This window comes from Microbacterium sp. Root53 (assembly GCF_001426925.1).
Lineage (GTDB): Bacteria > Actinomycetota > Actinomycetes > Actinomycetales > Microbacteriaceae > Microbacterium.
Genome location: NZ_LMFR01000001.1, coordinates 130201 through 147865, shown reverse-complemented (window position 1 = coordinate 147865; position 17665 = coordinate 130201). Strand labels below are relative to the sequence as shown.

The 17665-nt window shown below is 69.5% G+C and carries 15 protein-coding genes; 7 read left to right on the top strand and 8 right to left on the bottom strand.

What is annotated here, in order from left to right:
- Positions 1-184 precede the first annotated feature (184 nt).
- Positions 185-1234 (bottom strand): LacI family DNA-binding transcriptional regulator, encoded by a 1050-nt coding sequence (locus tag ASD19_RS00700; RefSeq protein WP_055987800.1) that lies wholly within the window; start codon positions 1232-1234, stop codon positions 185-187.
- Positions 1235-1355: 121 nt separating this feature from the next.
- Here ASD19_RS00700 and ASD19_RS00695 point away from each other — a divergent pair, with 121 nt between their 5' ends.
- Positions 1356-2090 (top strand): dihydrodipicolinate synthase family protein, encoded by a 735-nt coding sequence (locus ASD19_RS00695; protein WP_082542879.1) that lies wholly within the window; start codon positions 1356-1358, stop codon positions 2088-2090.
- A gap of 133 nt (positions 2091-2223) precedes the next feature.
- Positions 2224-3528 (top strand): Nramp family divalent metal transporter, encoded by a 1305-nt coding sequence (locus ASD19_RS00690; RefSeq protein WP_082542878.1) that lies wholly within the window; start codon positions 2224-2226, stop codon positions 3526-3528.
- Positions 3529-3574: 46 nt separating this feature from the next.
- On the opposite strand, the gene ASD19_RS00685 is transcribed toward ASD19_RS00690, so the two are convergent.
- From ASD19_RS00685 to ASD19_RS00655, 7 genes are all read right to left on the bottom strand, one after another.
- Positions 3575-4687, bottom strand: a complete 1113-nt coding sequence (locus ASD19_RS00685; protein ID WP_268777919.1) for a Gfo/Idh/MocA family protein — start codon at positions 4685-4687, stop codon at positions 3575-3577.
- Between the two features lie 11 nt (positions 4688-4698).
- Entirely contained in the window at positions 4699-5670 is a 972-nt protein-coding gene (locus tag ASD19_RS00680) for an ABC transporter permease (protein ID WP_055987793.1), read from the bottom strand.
- Positions 5667-7187: a sugar ABC transporter ATP-binding protein gene (locus tag ASD19_RS00675; protein WP_055987792.1), complete on the bottom strand. Its 1521-nt coding sequence runs from the start codon at positions 7185-7187 to the stop codon at positions 5667-5669. The genes ASD19_RS00680 and ASD19_RS00675 overlap by 4 nt, the downstream gene beginning before the upstream one ends.
- Complete coding sequence (locus tag ASD19_RS00670; RefSeq protein WP_055987789.1) at positions 7180-8370, bottom strand: Gfo/Idh/MocA family protein; 1191 nt, start codon at positions 8368-8370, stop codon at positions 7180-7182. Before ASD19_RS00670 ends, ASD19_RS00675 begins: the two co-directional genes overlap by 8 nt.
- 88 nt (positions 8371-8458) lie before the next feature.
- A complete protein-coding gene (locus ASD19_RS00665; protein ID WP_235562929.1) occupies positions 8459-9595 on the bottom strand; it encodes a substrate-binding domain-containing protein in 1137 nt (378 codons plus the stop codon).
- A gap of 79 nt (positions 9596-9674) precedes the next feature.
- A complete protein-coding gene (locus tag ASD19_RS00660; protein ID WP_055987786.1) occupies positions 9675-10499 on the bottom strand; it encodes a sugar phosphate isomerase/epimerase family protein in 825 nt (274 codons plus the stop codon).
- A 139-nt stretch (positions 10500-10638) separates the two neighbouring features.
- On the bottom strand, positions 10639-11670 hold the full coding sequence (locus ASD19_RS00655; RefSeq protein WP_082542876.1) for a LacI family DNA-binding transcriptional regulator: 1032 nt from the start codon (positions 11668-11670) through the stop codon (positions 10639-10641).
- Positions 11671-11904: 234 nt separating this feature from the next.
- Here ASD19_RS00655 and ASD19_RS00650 point away from each other — a divergent pair, with 234 nt between their 5' ends.
- The 5 genes from ASD19_RS00650 to ASD19_RS00630 all read left to right on the top strand — a co-directional run bounded on the left by ASD19_RS00650 (position 11905) and on the right by ASD19_RS00630 (position 17580).
- Complete coding sequence (locus ASD19_RS00650) at positions 11905-12858, top strand: LysR family transcriptional regulator (protein WP_055987781.1); 954 nt, start codon at positions 11905-11907, stop codon at positions 12856-12858.
- 119 nt (positions 12859-12977) lie between these two features.
- Positions 12978-13961 carry a putative oxygenase MesX gene (locus tag ASD19_RS00645; RefSeq protein WP_055987779.1) on the top strand — a complete coding sequence of 328 codons (984 nt, stop codon included), beginning with the start codon at positions 12978-12980 and terminating at the stop codon, positions 13959-13961.
- Positions 13962-13986: 25 nt separating this feature from the next.
- Positions 13987-15018: a methionine synthase gene (locus ASD19_RS00640; RefSeq protein ID WP_055987777.1), complete on the top strand. Its 1032-nt coding sequence runs from the start codon at positions 13987-13989 to the stop codon at positions 15016-15018.
- Between the two features lie 70 nt (positions 15019-15088).
- A complete protein-coding gene (locus ASD19_RS00635) occupies positions 15089-16273 on the top strand; it encodes a MalY/PatB family protein (protein WP_082542875.1) in 1185 nt (394 codons plus the stop codon).
- Positions 16270-17580, top strand: coding sequence for an O-acetylhomoserine aminocarboxypropyltransferase/cysteine synthase family protein (locus ASD19_RS00630; RefSeq protein ID WP_055987775.1), 1311 nt, complete (start codon positions 16270-16272; stop codon positions 17578-17580). The genes ASD19_RS00635 and ASD19_RS00630 overlap by 4 nt, the downstream gene beginning before the upstream one ends.
- The last annotated feature ends 85 nt before the right edge of the window (positions 17581-17665 follow it).

The following is a 17665-nucleotide window of genomic DNA, read 5'->3' as shown; positions in this document are numbered from 1 at the left end:
GCCTCGAGGACGCCGCGCGCGACGTCCGACAGGTCGCCCGGGAATCCGCGCGACGGCCACGGGCCGGGGTGCTCCACGAGCAGCCACGTCGAGATGACCTCGGGCGCGGACGCGAAGATCGGCTCCTGCTGCTCGGCCCGGATCGCCGCGCACCACGACGACGGATCCGTGCGGTCCGGCGCGGTCACCACGATCGCCCGGAGTCGCCTGACATCCGCGAACGGGGCGGCGCGGTGGACGCACGCGGGATGAGCGTCGGCAGCGCGCGGCGGATCGTTCCCGGTGGCGTCGACGGGTCCAGGAGATCGAACGCGGTCGTGGCGATCTGATCGAATGGAGTCGCAACCGACGTGAGCGGCGTCGGGAGCCGCGCCGCGAGCGGGATGTCGTTGTACCCGACGATCGAGAGCTCCCTGCCGGGAAGCAGCCCCAGGTTGCGTCCGGCGCCGATGATTCCGACCGCGAGGTTGTCGTTTGCCGCGAAGATCGCCGTAGGCGGGTCGGGACGGTCCAGCAGCGCCCGCCCCGCATCGATCCCGTCATCGACGCCGAAGCCCGTCGTCAGGATGCGATCGTCGCGGATCTCGATCCCCGCCTCTGCGAGTGCACGCTCGGCTCCTCGGCGACGATCGCGGCCGCTCGACGTGAACCACGGGCCCGTCACGATGGCGATGTCGGTGTGCCCGAGGTCGATCAGGTGGCGGACAGCGAGGTACCCGCCCGTCTCATCGTCGCCGAGCGAGGAGGGGCTGACACCGTCGGTGCGCAGCACGAGGACGTGCGCGATGCCCCGCTCGCGAAGGGCGGCGGGGAGTGCGTCGTCGATGCGCGCCGTCGCGAGGATGAGGCCGTCGACGTTGCGATCGAGCAGGATCTCGGTCGCGCGCCGCTCCTCGTCGGGGTCGTCTCCGCACGTGGCCACGACCGCGAAGGAGCCGTGCCGGCGCGCGGTGCGCTCGATCGCCTCGAACATGAGGGCCATCACGGCGTCCGTCAGACGCGGGACCAGCACACCGATCGTCCCAGTGGCGCCACGGCGCAGGCTGGAGGCGAAGACGTTGCGTCGGTACCCGAGCTGCTCGGCCGCGGCGCGGACCCGCTGTGCGGTGGCGGACGCCGAGGGAGGGGTGCGCTCGTCGAGGATGCGGCTCACGGTCGAGATGCTGACGCCGGATGCCTCGGCCACATCACGCAACGTCACCACGCGTCGCGCACCGCTCGCGTCGATACCCATGCGCCGCCTCCCCTCCCGACTGTATCCATGCCGGTCGGAAACCTTTGCAGGAACGATTTCAGGTCACCCCTTGACAGCGAAGGCCGTGCCACGGGATGCTTGCAAACGTTCCCGCTAACGATTGCACACGGTCGAGGACCGGCTGCCGATCATCGCCGGGATCACGAAGGAGGGCAACAAGACCGCCGCCCTCGAGGCGAAGGATGCCGCCGACGCCGGCGCCAAGGGCGCCCTGGTCTATCCGTCGCACGGATGGCTGCGCTTCGGCTTCCAGCCGGGCGCCCCGCAGACGCGCTACCGCGCGATCTGGGAGGAATCGGGTCTCGAGGAGATCCTGTTCCAGTACCCCGACAACACGAAGGCGTCGTACGACCTCGACACCCAGCTCGAGATCGCCGCGCAGCCCGGCGTGAACCACACCAAGAACGGCGTGCGGAACATGCGTCGCTGGTACACCGAGATCCCCGCCCTGCGCGCGGCCCACCCGGACCTCCAGGTGCTCTCGTGCCACGACGAGTACCTGCTCCCGACGATGTTCGACGTCGACGGCCTGCTGGTCGGCTACGGCAACATCGCACCCGAGCTGCTCGTCGAGCTGATCGCGGCGGGCAAGGCCCAGGACTACGCCGCCGCGCACGCGATCCACGAGCGCCTGCTCCCGGTCACCAAGAACGTGTACCACCGGGGCTCTCACATGGAGGGCACCGTCGCGCTCAAGTGGGGCCTCGTCAACCGTGGCATCCTCGATCACGCGACGGTCCGCGAGCCGCTGCTCCCCCTCGGTCCCGGCGCCGACGCCGAGATCGCGGCCGCCTTCGCCGAGGCGGGTCTCGGCAAGGTCGCCGTCCCCGCCTGATCCACACCCGGGGCGACGGTTCCCCCGTCGCCCCGGCCCGAGCCGAGCGCATCGGCCCGACGCCGCGGGAAAGCGGCACCCGAGTCACCGAAGACCGCGCGGCCCCCGCCGCGACTCCGATGGAGGAGCCCCCATGACCGCTCACACCCGACACACATCGACCACCCCCGGCACCGGCTACGGACGCCTCTCGACGCAGACGATGAGGACCATCGTGGAATCGAGCAGGCGCCGCCGCACGTTCTGGCAGCAGCTCGCGCTGATCGGCCCTGCGTTCGTCGCCGGCGCCTGGCAGTTCGGGCCCGGCAATCTCACGACCGCGGTCCAGGCGGGCGGTGCCTACCAGTACACCCTCATCTGGGTCATCGTCGTGTCGACCATCCTGATGATCTTCCTCACCGACATGAGCGTGCGTCTCGGCATCAAGTCGCCCGTGTCGCTCATCACGTCGATCAAGGAGCACCTCGGCGGCTGGGTCGGCGTGCTCGCGGGCGTCGGCGTGTTCCTCATCACGCTGTGCTTCTCGGTGGGCAACGCCGTAGGGTCCGGGCTCGGCCTGTCGATGCTCTTCGGCGGCAACCCCGTGATGTGGACCGTCTTCTGCACGATCGGCGTGGCCGCGCTGCTGGTCCTGCGCAATGTGTACCGCGTGATCGAGAAGGTGCTGATCGTCATCGTCGCGCTCATGGCGATCGCGTTCGTCGCTAGCGCGTTCGTCTCGCAGCCCGACTGGGCGGCGGCGGGATCCGGCCTCGTGCCGGTCGTGCCGGATGGCGCGTGGCTGCTGCTGATCGCCCTCGTGGGCACGAACTTCTCGATCAACGCGGCCTTCTACACGTCGTACGGGACGAAGGAGCGAGAGCGCACAGAGGACGACTACCGCGACATCACGATCGTCGACACGATCCCCGGGATCATCGCGCCCGGAGTGATGACCGCCCTCGTGATCGTGGTCGCCTCCGCAGTGCTCGGCCGCACCGGCGAGCAGGCGGCCACGATCGTGGCCCTCGCGGGCGTCTTCGAGCCGCTCGCCGGCCCGGTCGGCTCCACCGTGTTCGCCCTCGGATTCTTCGGCGCCGCGTTCTCCTCGATGATCGCGAACGCGACGGCCGGCGGCACGATGCTCTCGGACGCCCTGGGGCGCGGTGCGTCGTCGAGCTCGCGCACAGCCAAGCTCGTGAGCGGCGCCATCCTCGCGTTCGGCGTCGCGGTCGCGCTGATCTTCCAGGCCGCGCCGATTCAGCTGATCGTGATCGCGCAGGCCCTGACGATCCTCGTCGCCCCGGTGCTCGCCGTGCTCATCGTCGTGATGGCGAACCGGCGGAGCCTCATGGCCGAGATGCGCAACACCTGGTGGCAGAACCTGTTCGGCGTCGTCGGGCTGATCGCCGTGCTGGCGCTCTCGATCCGGCTGATCTCGAGCTTCGTCGGAGGCTGATCGGCCGCGCCTCGCCTGAGCCCGCGCCCACGGAGGGGCAGCGGGCTCAGGCGACGCCGACCGCGCTCGCTGCCGCCGCAGCGCGGTCGCCCGTCACCTCGATCCATGCCTCGGACCGAGCGGAGGCGATCACGGCGTCCGTGAGGACGGCGGCACGCGCACCGTCGGCGAAGGTCGGCAGTCCATCCACCTGCTCCCCCGCGATGGCGCGATGCACGTCGCGCATGAAGAGTCCGAAGCAGTCCTGGTACCCCTGGGGATGACCCGACGGGACCGTGACGTACGACGACGCGACGTCCGCGGTCAGCGTCTCGTGCCCCTTCGCGAGCAGGAGCACCGCGTCGGCGGAGCCGACCCACAGATCGCCCGGATTCTCCTGGTCGAACGCGTAGCTGCGCTCGGCGCCGTCCAGCGAGAGCCAGAGACGGTTCTTGCGCCCGGGGCTCGCCTGGGAGATCACGACCGTGCCGCTCGCGCCGCGATCGGTCTGGAACATCATGGTCGTGCCGTCCTCCGTGGCGACCGACACCTCGCGTCCGCCCGAGATGCGGGTGTCGTGCAGGCGCGATTGCTGCGCGAGCAGGCGGACGATGCGATGGCCTGTCGCGAACTCGAACAGGTCGCACCAGTGGACGCCGATGTCGGCGAAGGCCCGGGATCCCGCGTCATCCACCCGCCAGTTGTACGTGGATCGATCCGACAACCAGTCCTGGAGGTAGTGCCCGTGCGCGAGCCAGATGCGTTCACCCGACGCCGCGATGCGCGCCCTCGCCTCCCGCACGGTCGGGTAGAACCTGTACACGAAGGGCACGGCATGGACCACGCCGGCGGCGGCGGCCGCCGCGCGCAGCCGCACCGCGTCTGCCCCCGTCGTGGCCAGCGGCTTCTCGCACACCACGTGCTTGCCCGCTGCGACGGCGGCGAGTGCAAGTTCCAGATGCTGCGAGTTGGGCGTGCAGATGTGCACGATGTCGACGTCGGGATGACGCACGAGCTCGTGGGGATCGAGGGCGAGGGCGACGTTCGCCGCTTCCGCCGCCGCGCGGGTGCGTTCCGGATCCCGGCCGGCGAAGGCGACCACCTCACCGCCCGCCCAGCGCACCGCGCGGGTGTGGACCCCGCCCATGAATCCCGTCCCGACGATGCCGCTTCTCGGCATCCGGCGCGTCATCACTTCTTCCGGGACAGGGCGACGGCCGCGATGATGATGGCTCCGCGCACGACCTGCTGCTGCGCCACGTCGAGACCCGCCAGGATGAGCCCGTTGTTGACCAGGCCCATGAACAGGGAGCCGAACAGGGTGCCGATGATGGCACCGCGTCCGCCGAAGAGGCTGGTTCCGCCGAGGATGACGGCGGCGATGACCGTGAGCTCATCGCCCTGCCCCCACTGGAACCGCCCGGATTCCAGCCGGCCGGCGTAGAGCATGCCCGCAAGCGCGGCCGCCACTCCCGAGGTGAGCAGCACGGTGAACTTGATGCGGGCCGTGTTGATCCCGGTGTACGCCGCCGCCGTGGGGTTGCCGCCCGTGGCGAGCACCCTCCGGCCGTATCCGGTGCGGTTCATCACCAGCCATCCGACGGCGACCGCGACGACCGTCCACACCAGCAGACCAGGGACCGGGCCGAAGTCGCCGCCGCCGAAGATCAGCACATACAGGCGATCGCTGATCGGCTGAGGTGCTGACGCAGTGATCCACTGGGACACCCCCGCAGCGAGGCCGAGCATGCCGAGGGTGACGAGGAACGACGGGATCTTCAGAAGCGCGACGAGGCCCCCGTTGACGGCCCCGATCACGGCTCCGGCGAGCAGCCCGGCGAGGATGCCGGGCACCAGGCCGAACTGGGCTGTCGCCATGGCGGTGACCACCGAGGCCAGGCCAGCCACGGAGCCGACGCTCAGATCGATCTCCGCGGTGGCGATCACGAAGGTCATCGCGACCGCCATGATCGAGATCGTCGCGGTCTGGCGCACGATGTTGAGCATGTTGTTCGGCGACAGGAACCCGTCGTTGCCCAGGAAGATCGCGAACAGGACGAACACCACCACGAAGGCGATGTAGATGATGTTGCTCCGCCAGTCCAGGTGCGCGAGGGCACGCGAGACGAGGGATGGCCGTGTGGCCGTTGCTGGGCTGCTCATGCCGCCTCTCCTTGGATGATGAGTTGAAGCTGTTCTTCGCTCTCGATGTCGGCGCGGACCAGGTCACGGAAGGACCGTCCCTCACGGAGCACGACGATGCGGTCCGCGACCGCGAGAAGTTCGGGCAGTTCGGACGAGATGAACAGCACCGCGTTGCCCCGGGAGGCGAAGTCCCGCACGATGTCGAGGATCTCGGTCTTGGTTCCGATGTCGACACCCGCGGTGGGCTCGTCCATCAGCAGGATGCGCGGGTCGGTGTTGACCCACTTGGCGACGACCACCTTCTGCTGGTTGCCGCCCGAGAGCCGGTTGACGGGGGCGTAGGGGTCGGCGACCTTCACCGCGAAGCGCGACACGAGCTCGCCGGTGAGCTCGCGCAGCTTCCGCGGTGACAGGAGCGGTCCCGTCTTCACCCGGTCGAGGACGGGCAGGGTGAGATTGTCGGACACGGAGTGCTCGAGGACGAGCCCCTGCTCGCGTCGATCCTCCGGGATCAGGGCGACGCCGGCCGCCTGGGCGGCGAGCGGGCCGTTGAACCGGACGGGCCTCCCCTCGACGCTCAGCGTGCCCCGGGTCGGCCGATCCAATCCCGCGACCACGCGCGCGAATTCGGTGCGTCCGCTGCCCATGAGGCCGGCGAGACCGACGATCTCCCCCGCGCGGATCGCCAGGCTCACCGACTCGAGGACGCTGGTGCTGGCGATCTCCTCGGCTTCGAGCAGCACGGGAGCTTCGGGGTCCAGGCCTCGATCCCGGTACACGAGCTCGGACGCGAGACGGCGGCCGATGATGGCCTCGATGATCTCCGCGGCGGTCAGCTCCGCCACCGGAGAGGCGAGTACGACACCGCCGTCGCGGAGGACGGTGATCCGATCCGCGACTCGGCGGATCTCGTCCATCCGATGGGAGATGTACACGATGGCGATTCCGCGGCTCTTCAAGGTGTGGATCAGCTCGAAGAGGTTCTCCACCTCGTGCTTGGCGAGGCTGGCGGTCGGCTCGTCCATCACGAGGACGCGGGCGTTCTTCGCCAGGGCCTTCGCGATCTCCACCAGCTGCCAGTACGCCGTGCCGAGCTCCTCCACACGGGCACCCGGGTCGATGCGGACGTCGAGCTCGTCGAAGAGCTCCTTCGCTGCGCGCTCGGCCGCACCGTCGTCGATCAGGCCTCCCGCACCCCTCGGCTCACGGTTGAGGAAGATGTTCTGAGCCACTGTCATCGTGGGGATCAGGCTGAACTCCTGGAAGACCATGCCGATGCCCGCTCGCTCGGCGTCCGCGGTGCTGCGGATGTCGACGGGCTCGCCGTCGATCTCGATCGTGCCCGACGTGATGGGATGCACGCCCTGCAGCACCTTCATGAGCGTCGACTTCCCGGCGCCGTTCTCACCGGCGAGCGCATGCACCTCCCCCGCCACGATGTCCATGTCGACGGACTTCAGAACCTCGACCGAACCGAAGTTCTTGACGATCTGACGCATGCGGACCGCCGGACCGACGGGGATCGTGTCAGCCATCGGAGGAGCTCTCTGCGACGGCATCCGGAACCTTCACCCACTGACCCGTGCGACCCGACTCGAGGATGGCCTCGTCGACGAGCGCGGCCTGGTAGCCGTCGGCGAAGTTCGGCTCGACCGTGCCACCCTCGACGACCGCCTTGAGGAAGTCGTGAGCCTCGATGATCTTCGTCTCTCCGTACCCGATGCCCAGGGCCGGGATGGGCCAGAGCGACTCGCCGTAAGGAGTGTTCGGGCCCGAGTAGACGGTGCGGAACCCGCGGCGGTCGGCGGGGTCGTTCTTGAACGCGACCTGCAGCTCGTCGCGATTCTCGTAATTGAAGAAGACCGAGCCCTCGGTGCCGTGGATCTCGAAGGTGATGAAGTTGTTCCGCCCCCAGGCGTTCCGCGTGGCCTCGATCGACCCCACTGCACCGTTGCGGAAGCGGATCAGGGACATCGCCTCGTCGTCGACGTCGACAGCGCCGCGGGGCCCGTCGGACTTCGTCGCTCCCCCGAGTGCGTCGAACCCGCCCGCCTGCAGCGGCCGATCGGTGATGAACGTGGAGACCAGCGAACTGACCTCGGCAATCTCGCCGACCAGGTAGCGCGCGAGGTCCACGACGTGGGAGCCGATGTCTCCGACGGCGCCCGAGCCGGCGATGTGCTTCTGGAACCGCCAGCTCAGCGGGGAGTTCGGGTCGGCGCTCCAGTCCTGCAGGTAGGTGCCGCGGAAGTTGAGGATCTCGCCGAGGGCGCCCTCCTCGATGTACTTCTTGGCGAGCGCGACCGCCGGAGTCCGACGGTAGTTGAAGGCGACCGCCGTGACCACACCGGCGTCCTTCGCCGCCTGATACATGCGACCGGCCTCCTCGGCGGTCGGCGCGAGCGGCTTCTCGCAGATGATGTGCTTGCCCGCCTCCGCCGCCGCGATCGCGATCTCGGCGTGCAGGTTGTTCGGGGTGGCGATGTCGATCACGTCGATGGACGGATCCTCGACGACATCCCGCCACGACGAGGAGGACGACTCCCACGCGTAGCGTTCTGCGGCCGTGCGCGCGAGCTCGTCTGTGACATCGACGACGACCTTCTTCACGGGACGGGCCGGCGCCGGCCAGAAGAACATCGGCATCGCCGCGTAGGCGAGAGAGTGTGCCTTGCCCATGAAGCCGCCGCCGATCATGGCGATGTTGAGGTCCTGCATGATTTCCTTTCGAGCGCGGTGTCCCGCGCGATGACGGAGATGGTCTGCCGGTGGGGCCGACGTCCCGGCCCCACCGGAGGGTCGGCGCTCAGTCGACGTACGCGTCGGTCACCGATGCCGGCGGATCGCTGCGGTAGACGGTCTTCCACGCCTCGAGCACGTTCTCGTGGTCGACGGGCAGCGAGCTGAGGGCCACGTATGCGGGCACGTCCTCGCCGAGGATGCTCAGCGCTGCCAGGTCGGCCTCGGCGACGCCCTGGTCATAGGGCAGCTGTGCGCCCAGCCCGACGATCATCTGATCCTTCGCCAGGGCGATGGCGACGTTCGTGCCCAGGTCCTCGGTCGCGATCTTGATGTCGGTGCGGCCCGTCTCCCGAGCGGCGGCCATGACGCCCTCGGCCGGGACGTCCCACACGGCCCAGATGCCATCCAGGTCGGCGTTCTTGGTGAGCATCGCGTTGGCTACGCCTTGGGCGTCACCGGCGAAGTCCGGCCCGGCGATCCCCTGCTCCTGGACGATCTCGATACCGGGGAACTCCGCCGTGATGGTGTCCTTGAACCCCTCGTAGCGCTGCTTCGTCACGAAGAAGTCGGCCTCGTGGTAGATGATCCCGATCTGTCCCTCGCCGCCCAGCGCACGGGCGAGCAGGTAAGCCGAGGTGACCCCGTTGCCGTAGTTGTCCGCCGACACCATGGAGACGTAATCCCTGCCGGCCTGGAAGCCGTCGGGGACATTGTCCATGAAGACCAGCTTCACGCCCTGTTCGGCGGCCCTCTTGTAGGCGGCGGCGGTGGCGACCGGGTCCGTGGGAATGGAGACGATGATGTCCGGGTCCTGCGTCAGGACGGTCTCGATCTGCGAGACCTGCGTGGCGGGGTCGAAGTCAGCGTCTGTGGTGGCGATCACGTCGATGCCGAGCCGTTCGAACTCCGCATTCAGACCGTCGATCTGGGCGTTGGCCCAGTCGTTGCCGCCGTAGTGCATGACGATCGCCGCCGTCAGCCCGAGTTCGGCGACCTGCGCCGCCTGCTCGTCGGTGACCTCGGTGACGTCGACGGCCTCCGGCTCCTCGCCGTTCGGGCCGGTGCTGAGCACCTGGCCGGTGATCTCCGCCAGCGCGGCGTCGATCTCGGCCGCGATCTCCGGATCGACCTCGGACGAGGCCTGCTCACCGGCCGGGGTGCAGCCGGCGAGTGCCGCGACAAGACCGACTGCTGCGGTCACCGCGAGTGCTGCTCGAAACTTCATCGCTCATACTCCTTTGGATGGGATGGGGTGGTGTGTACTGCTGCCCGGGCCGGGATCACCCGGGCTGGTGGCCGGTGAGGAACCGCAGGCTCCGCTCCGCGGCCGAGGCCGGATCTCCCGGATAGCCGTCCAGCTCGACGGTGATCCAGTCGTCGTATCGGGCGAGCACGACGGCGTCGATGATGCTGCCGAGGTCGAGGTCGCCCTCTCCGAGCGGCAGGAACGCGCTGCTCGACAGGTCGACATCCTTCAGGTGGACGTACTTCAGGCGAGCCGCATAGCGGTTGATGACGTCGACGGGGTCCCCACCGCCGGCGGCGATATGGGCCACGTCGGCGCACATCCCGACAGAGGTCGCCGCGAAGAGGGCGTCGATCTGCTCGGGCGACTGCGCCAGGCTCCCGAGGTGCGGGTGGTAGCTGACGACGAGCCCCGCGGCCTCCGCGCGTTCAGCGACCCGGTCGAGGAAGGCCCCGGCCACCTCGAAGTCTGCATCGCGTCGGCCGCTGGAGCGCACGGCGCCCCCGCCCAGCACGTAGTGGCGCGCACCCGCGGCCGCAGCCAGGCGGATCGACCGATCGAATCGGGCCAGCTCGTCCTCGTGCGCGTCGGGGTAGATCAGATGCCCCCCGCTGTACACCCCGGCGACCTCGAGCCCGGCGGCCTCTACGGCCCTCGCGAACTCGTCCACCGAGTGCTCGAAATGCAGCAGATTGCCGTCGAAGAGCTCCACCCCGGTGTAGCCGGCCGAGGCGATGGCTCCGAGCGTCTCCACGACATCTCCCGGCGTCTCGTAGAACCCGGAGCCGATGTCCGTCACGGCGCCCGGGGTTCCGACGACTCCTCCCCAGGCATTCGCCTCGTACGCGAGCTTCACCATTCTTACCTCTCTGTAAGTCCCGGTTGCGATCGTCGCCCGCGGGTTCCGTGACCGGTCACGAATGGGCGTGACCACCATCGTGACCGGTCACGGAAGCTTTGTCAAGAAGCGGCGGATCGGCTGCCGCGCGGATCCGGGGTCAGACCTTGTGGGCGCGCGCCGCGCTCTGCCGCCGCACCAGCAGCGGCATGCTCGGTGCGCGATCCACCTCGCGCCCCTCGATGGCCCCGAGCAGCACCTCGATGCTCGCGTGAGCGAGAGCCGTGAAGTCCTGCCGCACCGTGGTGAGCGGCGGGAGGAAGAACTCCGAGCCCTCCACGTCGTCGAATCCGACGACGCTCACGTCCTCCGGGACGCGGATTCCGGACTCCGACAGAGCACGGATGAGCCCCAGCGCGGTGTGGTCACTGGCGGCGAACACGGCCCGCGGGACGGCTCCCTCCTCCACCAGCTGGAGGCCGGTTCGATACGCCCAGCCGGGGCTCCAGTCACCCTCGACGCACAGCCCCGGCTCGAGGCCGGCGTCCCGCATGGCGCCCTCCCAACCGCGCTTGCGGACGCGGCCGTCGAACCAGTCGGTGGAGCCGGCGAAGTGCGCGATGTCGGTGTGACCGAGCTCGATCAGGTGCTGGGTGGCCATCCGCGCGCCCAGCTCCTGATCCTCCGAATAGGTGAACAGGCTCGGAGTCGACGAGACCCCTGCGGCGATCATCTCGACGGGGACATGGATCGCCGCACTGCGCACCTCTGCGGCCATCGACAGGAGCGGCGCGATGACGATGATGCCGTCGACGCCGACCTCGTCGAGAGCGTCCAATGCCTTCGGAACCGACGTCATGTAGGGCTCCTCGACGGTGACCACCGTCGTGAAGTAGCCCTTCTGCCTGGCGACTTTCTCCAGCGCCATGAGCGTTCCCACAGGCCCGAATCGGGGCGACCCGTCCGTGAGGATGCCGATGGTGGTGGAGCGGCTCGTCGAGAGGGCCGTAGCGGTCCGGCTGCGGCGATAGCCGAGATCCTTGATGATCTGCTGGATCCGCTCGCGCGTGGCGGCGCTGACGTCGGGCGCGTTGTTCAGCACTCGCGAGACGGTCTGATAGGAGACACCGGCAACCTGAGCGACGTCGCTGATATTGGGCTTGCGCGGCCTGGACGACGACACAGGTGCCATCTTCGATTCCTCTCGTCTCGCTGACCCGGCCACGGCACGTCCATTCTCACGCCACTCGCCCCCGGCGAAGGCTGCGCCGGCTCGCGGGGCCCGTCCATGCCAACGTATGGCATGGACCGAGACCTCCCCGCCCCGGAGCCGTGGACGGCCGATGCGGTTCAGCCCCGTTACCCAACCTCCCGGCCGCGCTCCCTGACGCGGCCCGTCCCCATCCCCGTCGGATAGCCTGCGACCATGGCACGGGACGGCGCCGGGGCGACGAGCGGCATCACCCTGCAGCAGCTGCGGTACTTCGTCGAGGTCGCCGCCGAGGGGTCCATCAGCGCGGCCGCCGACCTGCTGTACGTCTCGCAGCCCACGATGTCCGCCGCCATGAAGGACCTCGAACGCCGCGTCGGGCACAGCCTCTTCACCCGCTCAGCCCGCGGCGTGACCCTCACCGAGGACGGCACCGAGTTCCTCCGCTACGCCCGCCAGGTCGTCGAGCAGGCGGAGCTCCTCGAGCAGCGCTACTTCGAGCGTCCGCCCTCGCGCCGCCTGCTCGCCGTCTCGGCCCAGCACTACTCGTTCGTCGTCGACGCGTTCGTCCGGATGGTGAAGGCCTCGGGCGCGGCGGAGTACGCGTTCACGCTCCGCGAGACCCGCACGTGGGACATCATCGAGGACGTCCGCACGCTCCGCAGCGAGCTCGGCGTGCTGTACCGGAACGACTTCAACCGGAACGTCATCGACAAGCTGCTGCGCGAGTCCGGCCTCGCCTTCACGCCTCTGTTCCTCGCCACGCCGCACATCTTCGTCGCGCGGACGAATCCGCTCGCCGCCCGCGCGAGCGTCACGCTCGACGACCTGGAGGACCTGCCGCGCCTCACGTTCGACCAGGGGACGAACAACTCCTTCTACTTCGCCGAGGAGATCCTCTCCACCCGGTCGTCGAAGCAGGACATCCGGGTGAGCGACCGGGCCACGATCTTCAACCTCATGATCGGCCTCGGCGGCTACACGATCTCGACCGGCATCATCTCCGACGACCTGGACCCGTCGATCGTCGCCGTCCCGCTCGACGTCGACGAGCGCATCGAGATCGGATGGATCGGTCACAGCTCGATCCCCCTCACGGGTCAGGCGGAGCGCTTCGTCGCCGAGATGCGCGCCGTCGTCGCGGAGTTCGGCGTCGAACTTTACGCATAGTGTCCGACTATGTCTCTTTCTTAAGCATCCGAATGGGGCTATAGCCGGGCGCCGTGCCTAGGCTGACGACCGCGCGGGCATCCTGCCCGCCGTTCATCGTCAGGAATCGAGGCGGCCACATGGGCACCGAGTTCACCTTCGACATCAGCACGACCCGCTTCGACGAGGACTACGCGCCGTCGGCCGGCTCCCGCGCGACCACGAACTTCGCGAACCTCGCACGGGGCGAGGGCCGCCGGCAGAATCTCCAGGGCGCGCTGAAGATGGTCGACGACCGCTTCAACGACCTCGCGGATCAGGGCAACCCGAACCGGGACCGCTACGGCGTGGAGCTCGACATCGTCTCGGTGGACCTGCACGTGGAGGCCGACGACTCCGGCGTGGGCGTGCCGCTGATCGAGATGCTCGACGTCCAGATCGTGGACCGGGCGACCGGCGATCGGATCCCGGGCATCACCGGGAACAACTTCTCCTCGTACGTGCGGGACTACGACTTCAGCGTGCTGCTCCCGGCCCACAGCGCGAGCCAGTCCGGCCTTCCGCACGGCTTCGGAGAGCTGCACGGGAAGCTCTTCCGGCACTTCGTCGAGTCGGCCGCGTATCGCGAGCGATTCGCGCAGCCGCCGGTGGTCTGCATCAGCGTCTCGACCAGCAAGACGTACCGCCGCATCGGCGAGCGGCATCCGGTGCTCGGCGTCGAGTACGAGCAGAGCGACTACTCGCTGACCGATCGCTACTTCGCGAAGATGGGGCTCCAGGTCCGGTACTTCATGCCGCGCGGCTCGGTCGCGCCGCTCGCCTTCTACTTCGAGGGCGACCTGCTCGAGGACCATTCCGACCTGGCGCTGATCGGCACCATCAGCACGATGGAGGCGTTCCAGAAGATCTACCGCCCGGAGATCTACAACGCCCACTCCCCCGCGGGCGAGGTGTACCAGCCGAGCCTGGAGAACCCGCACTACTCGCCGACGGACATCGCCTACGACCGCGAGGAGCGCAGCCGTCTGGCGCTCACGCAGGGGAAGTTCATCGCGGAGCACTTCCTGAAGCCCCACCAGACGCTGCTCGAGCAGTGGGCGGCCGCCCCGGCGCTCGCCCTCTGACCGGACGAACCCCGGAGGACCACCGATGAACCCGCTTCTGCCCACCTCGATCGTCGGCAGCCTGCCCAAGCCCGCCTGGCTCGCGGAGCCCGAGAAGCTCTGGTCGCCCTGGCGTCTCGAGGGCGCGGAGCTGGCCGAGGGCAAGCGCGACGCGCTGAGCCTCGCAGCCGACGAGCAGCTCCGCTCCGGGCTCGACATCGTCAGCGACGGTGAGCAGACCCGCCAGCACTTCGTCACCACGTTCATCGAGCACCTCAGCGGTGTCGACTTCGCGCAGCGCGAGACGGTGCGGATCCGCAACCGCTACGACGCGAGCGTGCCGACGGTCGTCGGCGCGGTGAGCCGCGAGCGGCCGGTGTTCGTCGAGGACGCCAAGGCCCTCCGGGCGCAGACCGACCGGCCCATCAAGTGGGCCCTCCCCGGGCCCATGACGATGATCGACACCCTCTACGACCGCCACTACGGCAGCCGCGAGGAGCTCGCGTGGGAGTTCGCGGGCATCCTCAACCAGGAGGCCAGGGAGCTGGAGGCGGCGGGCGTCGACATCATCCAGTTCGACGAGCCGGCCTTCAACGTCTTCTTCGACGACGTGCGGGACTGGGGCGTGGCGGCCCTCGAGCGCGCCGCGGAGGGGCTGCGCAGCGAGACCGTGGTGCACATCTGCTACGGCTACGGCATCAAGGCCAACAACGACTGGAAGGCGACGCTCGGGTCCGAGTGGCGCCAGTACGAGGAGTCCTTCCCGCTGCTGCAGCAGTCGGCGATCGACATGGTGTCGCTGGAGTGTCACGGCTCGCACGTGCCGGTCGAGCTGATCGAGCTCCTGCGCGGCAAGAAGGTGATGGTCGGCGCCGTCGACGTCGCGGGCGACGCGATCGAGACCCCCGAGGAGGTGGCGGCCACGCTCCGCAGCGTGCTGCCGTTCGTCGACGCGGACAAGCTGTACCCCAGCACGAACTGCGGCATGGCGCCCCTGCCCCGGCACGTGGCGCGCGGCAAGATGGCGGCGCTCGCGGCGGGTGCCGAGATCGTCCGGGCGGAGCTCTCGGGGAGCTGACACGGCGGGACATGACGGATCATGACCTCGGCGGGGGCCCGGTCGCATCTCGCTCCGTAGGCTCACCCTCGTGACCCGATGTCCGCACCCCTTCGACTCCCGCACCCGGCTGCGCCTGGACCGGCCGGAGAGCCGCAAGTGGAGCCTGCACCCCGGGCGGATCGGCGCGTGGGTGGCCGAGATGGACTTCGGCATCGCCCCGCCCGTCGCCGAGGCGCTGCACCGGGCGGTCGAGGAGGAGAACCTCGGCTACCTCTCGCCGCCCCTCGCCGCTGAGCTCGGCGAGGCCACGTCCGAGTGGATGGCCGCCGAGTACGGCTGGGCCGTGGATCCCGAGCGGGTGCATCCGGTCTCCGACGTGATGGCGGCACTCGGCGTCGCGGTGTCCGAGTACGCGCCCGCCGGCTCGCCGGTGATCGTGCCGACCCCGGCGTACATGCCGTTCCTGACCTACCTGCCCGCGATCGGGCATCCGGTCGTGGAGGTGCCCGGCATCTGGACGGACGGCCGCTGGGGTCACGACCTGCAGCGGATCGAGGAGGCGTTCGCCGCCGGCGCGCGCACGCTCATCCTGTGCAACCCGCACAACCCCACGGGAGCGGTGATCGACCGGGAGGAGCTCGAGGCGATCGCCGCGATCGTGGACCGGCACGGCGGGCGGGTGTTCGCCGACGAGATCCACGCGCCCCTGCGCTACGACGGCACCCCGTTCACGCCGTATGCGTCGCTGTCCGACGTCACCGCCGCGCACACCGTCACCGGCACGAGCGCGTCGAAGGCCTGGAACATCCCGGGACTGAAGACCGCGCAGCTGATCACGTCCAACGACGCGGACCAGGCCGTCTACCGCCGGTTCGGATTCGCCGTGCAGCACGGCGCCGCCTCGCTCGGCGTCGTCGCCTCCACCGCCGCGTACCGGCACGGCAAGCCGTGGCTCGACGACGTGCTGACCTACCTCGACGGCAACCGGCAGGCCCTCAGAGACCTGGTGGCCGACCACCTGCCCGGCGCCGTGTACCGGGCGCCTGAGGCGACCTACATCGGCTGGATCGACGTGAGCGCGCTGGAGCTCCCCGGCGCCCCCGCCGAGTTCTTCCGCCAGCAGGCCGGCGTCGTCCTCACCGAGGGGCGGCTCCTCGGCCGCGGATACGAGGACTTCGTCCGCATCGTCTTCGCCACGCCGCGCCCCATCCTCACCGAAGCCCTGCAGGCGATGGGCGACGCGGCGCTCGGCCGGAACGGAGAGACAGCATGACAGGCACCACGACCACCGGAGCGCAGGATGGCTACGCGTTCGAGACCCGGCAGATCCACGCTGGCGAGCTGATCGACGCCGAGGCGTTCGCCCGGATCACGCCCGTCTACCAGACGGCGGGCTACCTGTTCGAGAGCTTCGACGACGGCGTCGAGCGGTTCGCGGGGCGCAGCACGCGCCGCGCCTACTCGCGCAGCGACAACCCCACCAACCTCGTCGCGGCCCGGCGGATCGCCGACCTGGAGGGCGGGGTCGACGCGATCCTCGTGGCGAGCGGCCAGGCGGCGATCGCCGCGGCCCTGTTCGCCCTCGCGTCGGCGGGCGACCACATCCTCACCACCAAGAACCTGTACGAGGGCACGCGCGAGATGTTCCGCGGCGCGCTGCGCCGCCAGGGGCTCGAGTTCGAGGCGGTCGAGGCGACCGCGTCCGTGGACGAGTGGCTCGCGCGGGTGCGGCCCAACACCAAGGCGATCTACACCGAGTCCATCCCGAACCCGCTGGGCGAGGTGACCGACCTCGCCAGGCTCGCCGAGGTGGCCGACCGCGCCGGCGTTCCCCTCGTCGTCGACAACACCGTGGCGACCCCGTACCTGAACCGCCCGTTCGAGTGGGGCGCGCACATCGTGATCCACTCGACGTCGAAGTGGCTCGCGGGCCACGGATCCGTCATCGGCGGCGCCGTCGTCGACGGCGGCCGGTTCGACTGGGCGGCGCACGCCGACCGGTTCCCGCAGCTCGCCCGGGGCGGCTCGTACGGGGAGCGGTCGTTCGTGGAGCGCTTCGGCGCCGGGGCCTACGGCGCCTACCTGCGCTCGGTGATCGTCCTCGAGTACGGCCCGACCGTTCCGCCGACCAGCACCTTCCTGCTCCTGCACGGCATCGAGACGCTCTCGCTGCGCATGGAGCGCCACGTGCACAACGCGCAGCTGGTCGCCGAGGCCCTGGAGGGCCACCCGGCGGTCGCCGCCGTGCACTACCCGGGGCTCCCCGACAGCCCGCACCACGCCCTCGCCCAGAAGTACCTGCCGGACGGCGCCGGATCCATCGTGTCGATCGATCTGGCGGGCGGCCGCGACGCGGCCCGCACGTTCCTCGACAGCCTCACGCTCGTCAGCCAGATGACCCACATCGGCGACGTCCGCAGCCTCGCGATCCACACGGGCAGCACCATCCACGCGAAGCTCACCGAGGCCGAGCGTCTCGACCTCGGCATCACGCCCGGCCTCGTTCGCCTCTCGATCGGCCTCGAGAAGGCCGGCGACATCATCCGCGACCTGCGCCGGGCGCTCGACGCCGTCGGGTAGCCCTACTGTAGGTTGCCCGTCGAGATGGCGGTGGACACCACGTAATCCACGACATTTGGCAGTCGGTTGCGTGATCAGGATTCCA

Excerpts from the sequence above, each read along its gene's own strand:
- ASD19_RS00640 (WP_055987777.1), top strand. The coding sequence starts at position 13,987 with ATGAACCCGCTTCTGCCCACCTCGATCGTCGGCAGCCTGCCCAAGCCC.
- ASD19_RS00655 (WP_082542876.1), bottom strand. The coding sequence starts at position 11,670 with ATGGCACCTGTGTCGTCGTCCAGGCCGCGCAAGCCCAATATCAGCGAC.
- ASD19_RS00690 (WP_082542878.1), top strand. The coding sequence starts at position 2,224 with ATGACCGCTCACACCCGACACACATCGACCACCCCCGGCACCGGCTAC.
- ASD19_RS00645 (WP_055987779.1), top strand. The coding sequence starts at position 12,978 with ATGGGCACCGAGTTCACCTTCGACATCAGCACGACCCGCTTCGACGAG.
- ASD19_RS00675 (WP_055987792.1), bottom strand. The coding sequence starts at position 7,187 with ATGGCTGACACGATCCCCGTCGGTCCGGCGGTCCGCATGCGTCAGATC.
- ASD19_RS00660 (WP_055987786.1), bottom strand. The coding sequence starts at position 10,499 with ATGGTGAAGCTCGCGTACGAGGCGAATGCCTGGGGAGGAGTCGTCGGA.
- ASD19_RS00680 (WP_055987793.1), bottom strand. The coding sequence starts at position 5,670 with ATGAGCAGCCCAGCAACGGCCACACGGCCATCCCTCGTCTCGCGTGCC.
- ASD19_RS00650 (WP_055987781.1), top strand. The coding sequence starts at position 11,905 with ATGGCACGGGACGGCGCCGGGGCGACGAGCGGCATCACCCTGCAGCAG.
- ASD19_RS00700 (WP_055987800.1), bottom strand. The coding sequence starts at position 1,234 with ATGGGTATCGACGCGAGCGGTGCGCGACGCGTGGTGACGTTGCGTGAT.
- ASD19_RS00685 (WP_268777919.1), bottom strand. The coding sequence starts at position 4,687 with ATGCCGAGAAGCGGCATCGTCGGGACGGGATTCATGGGCGGGGTCCAC.
- ASD19_RS00630 (WP_055987775.1), top strand. The coding sequence starts at position 16,270 with ATGACAGGCACCACGACCACCGGAGCGCAGGATGGCTACGCGTTCGAG.
- ASD19_RS00670 (WP_055987789.1), bottom strand. The coding sequence starts at position 8,370 with ATGCAGGACCTCAACATCGCCATGATCGGCGGCGGCTTCATGGGCAAG.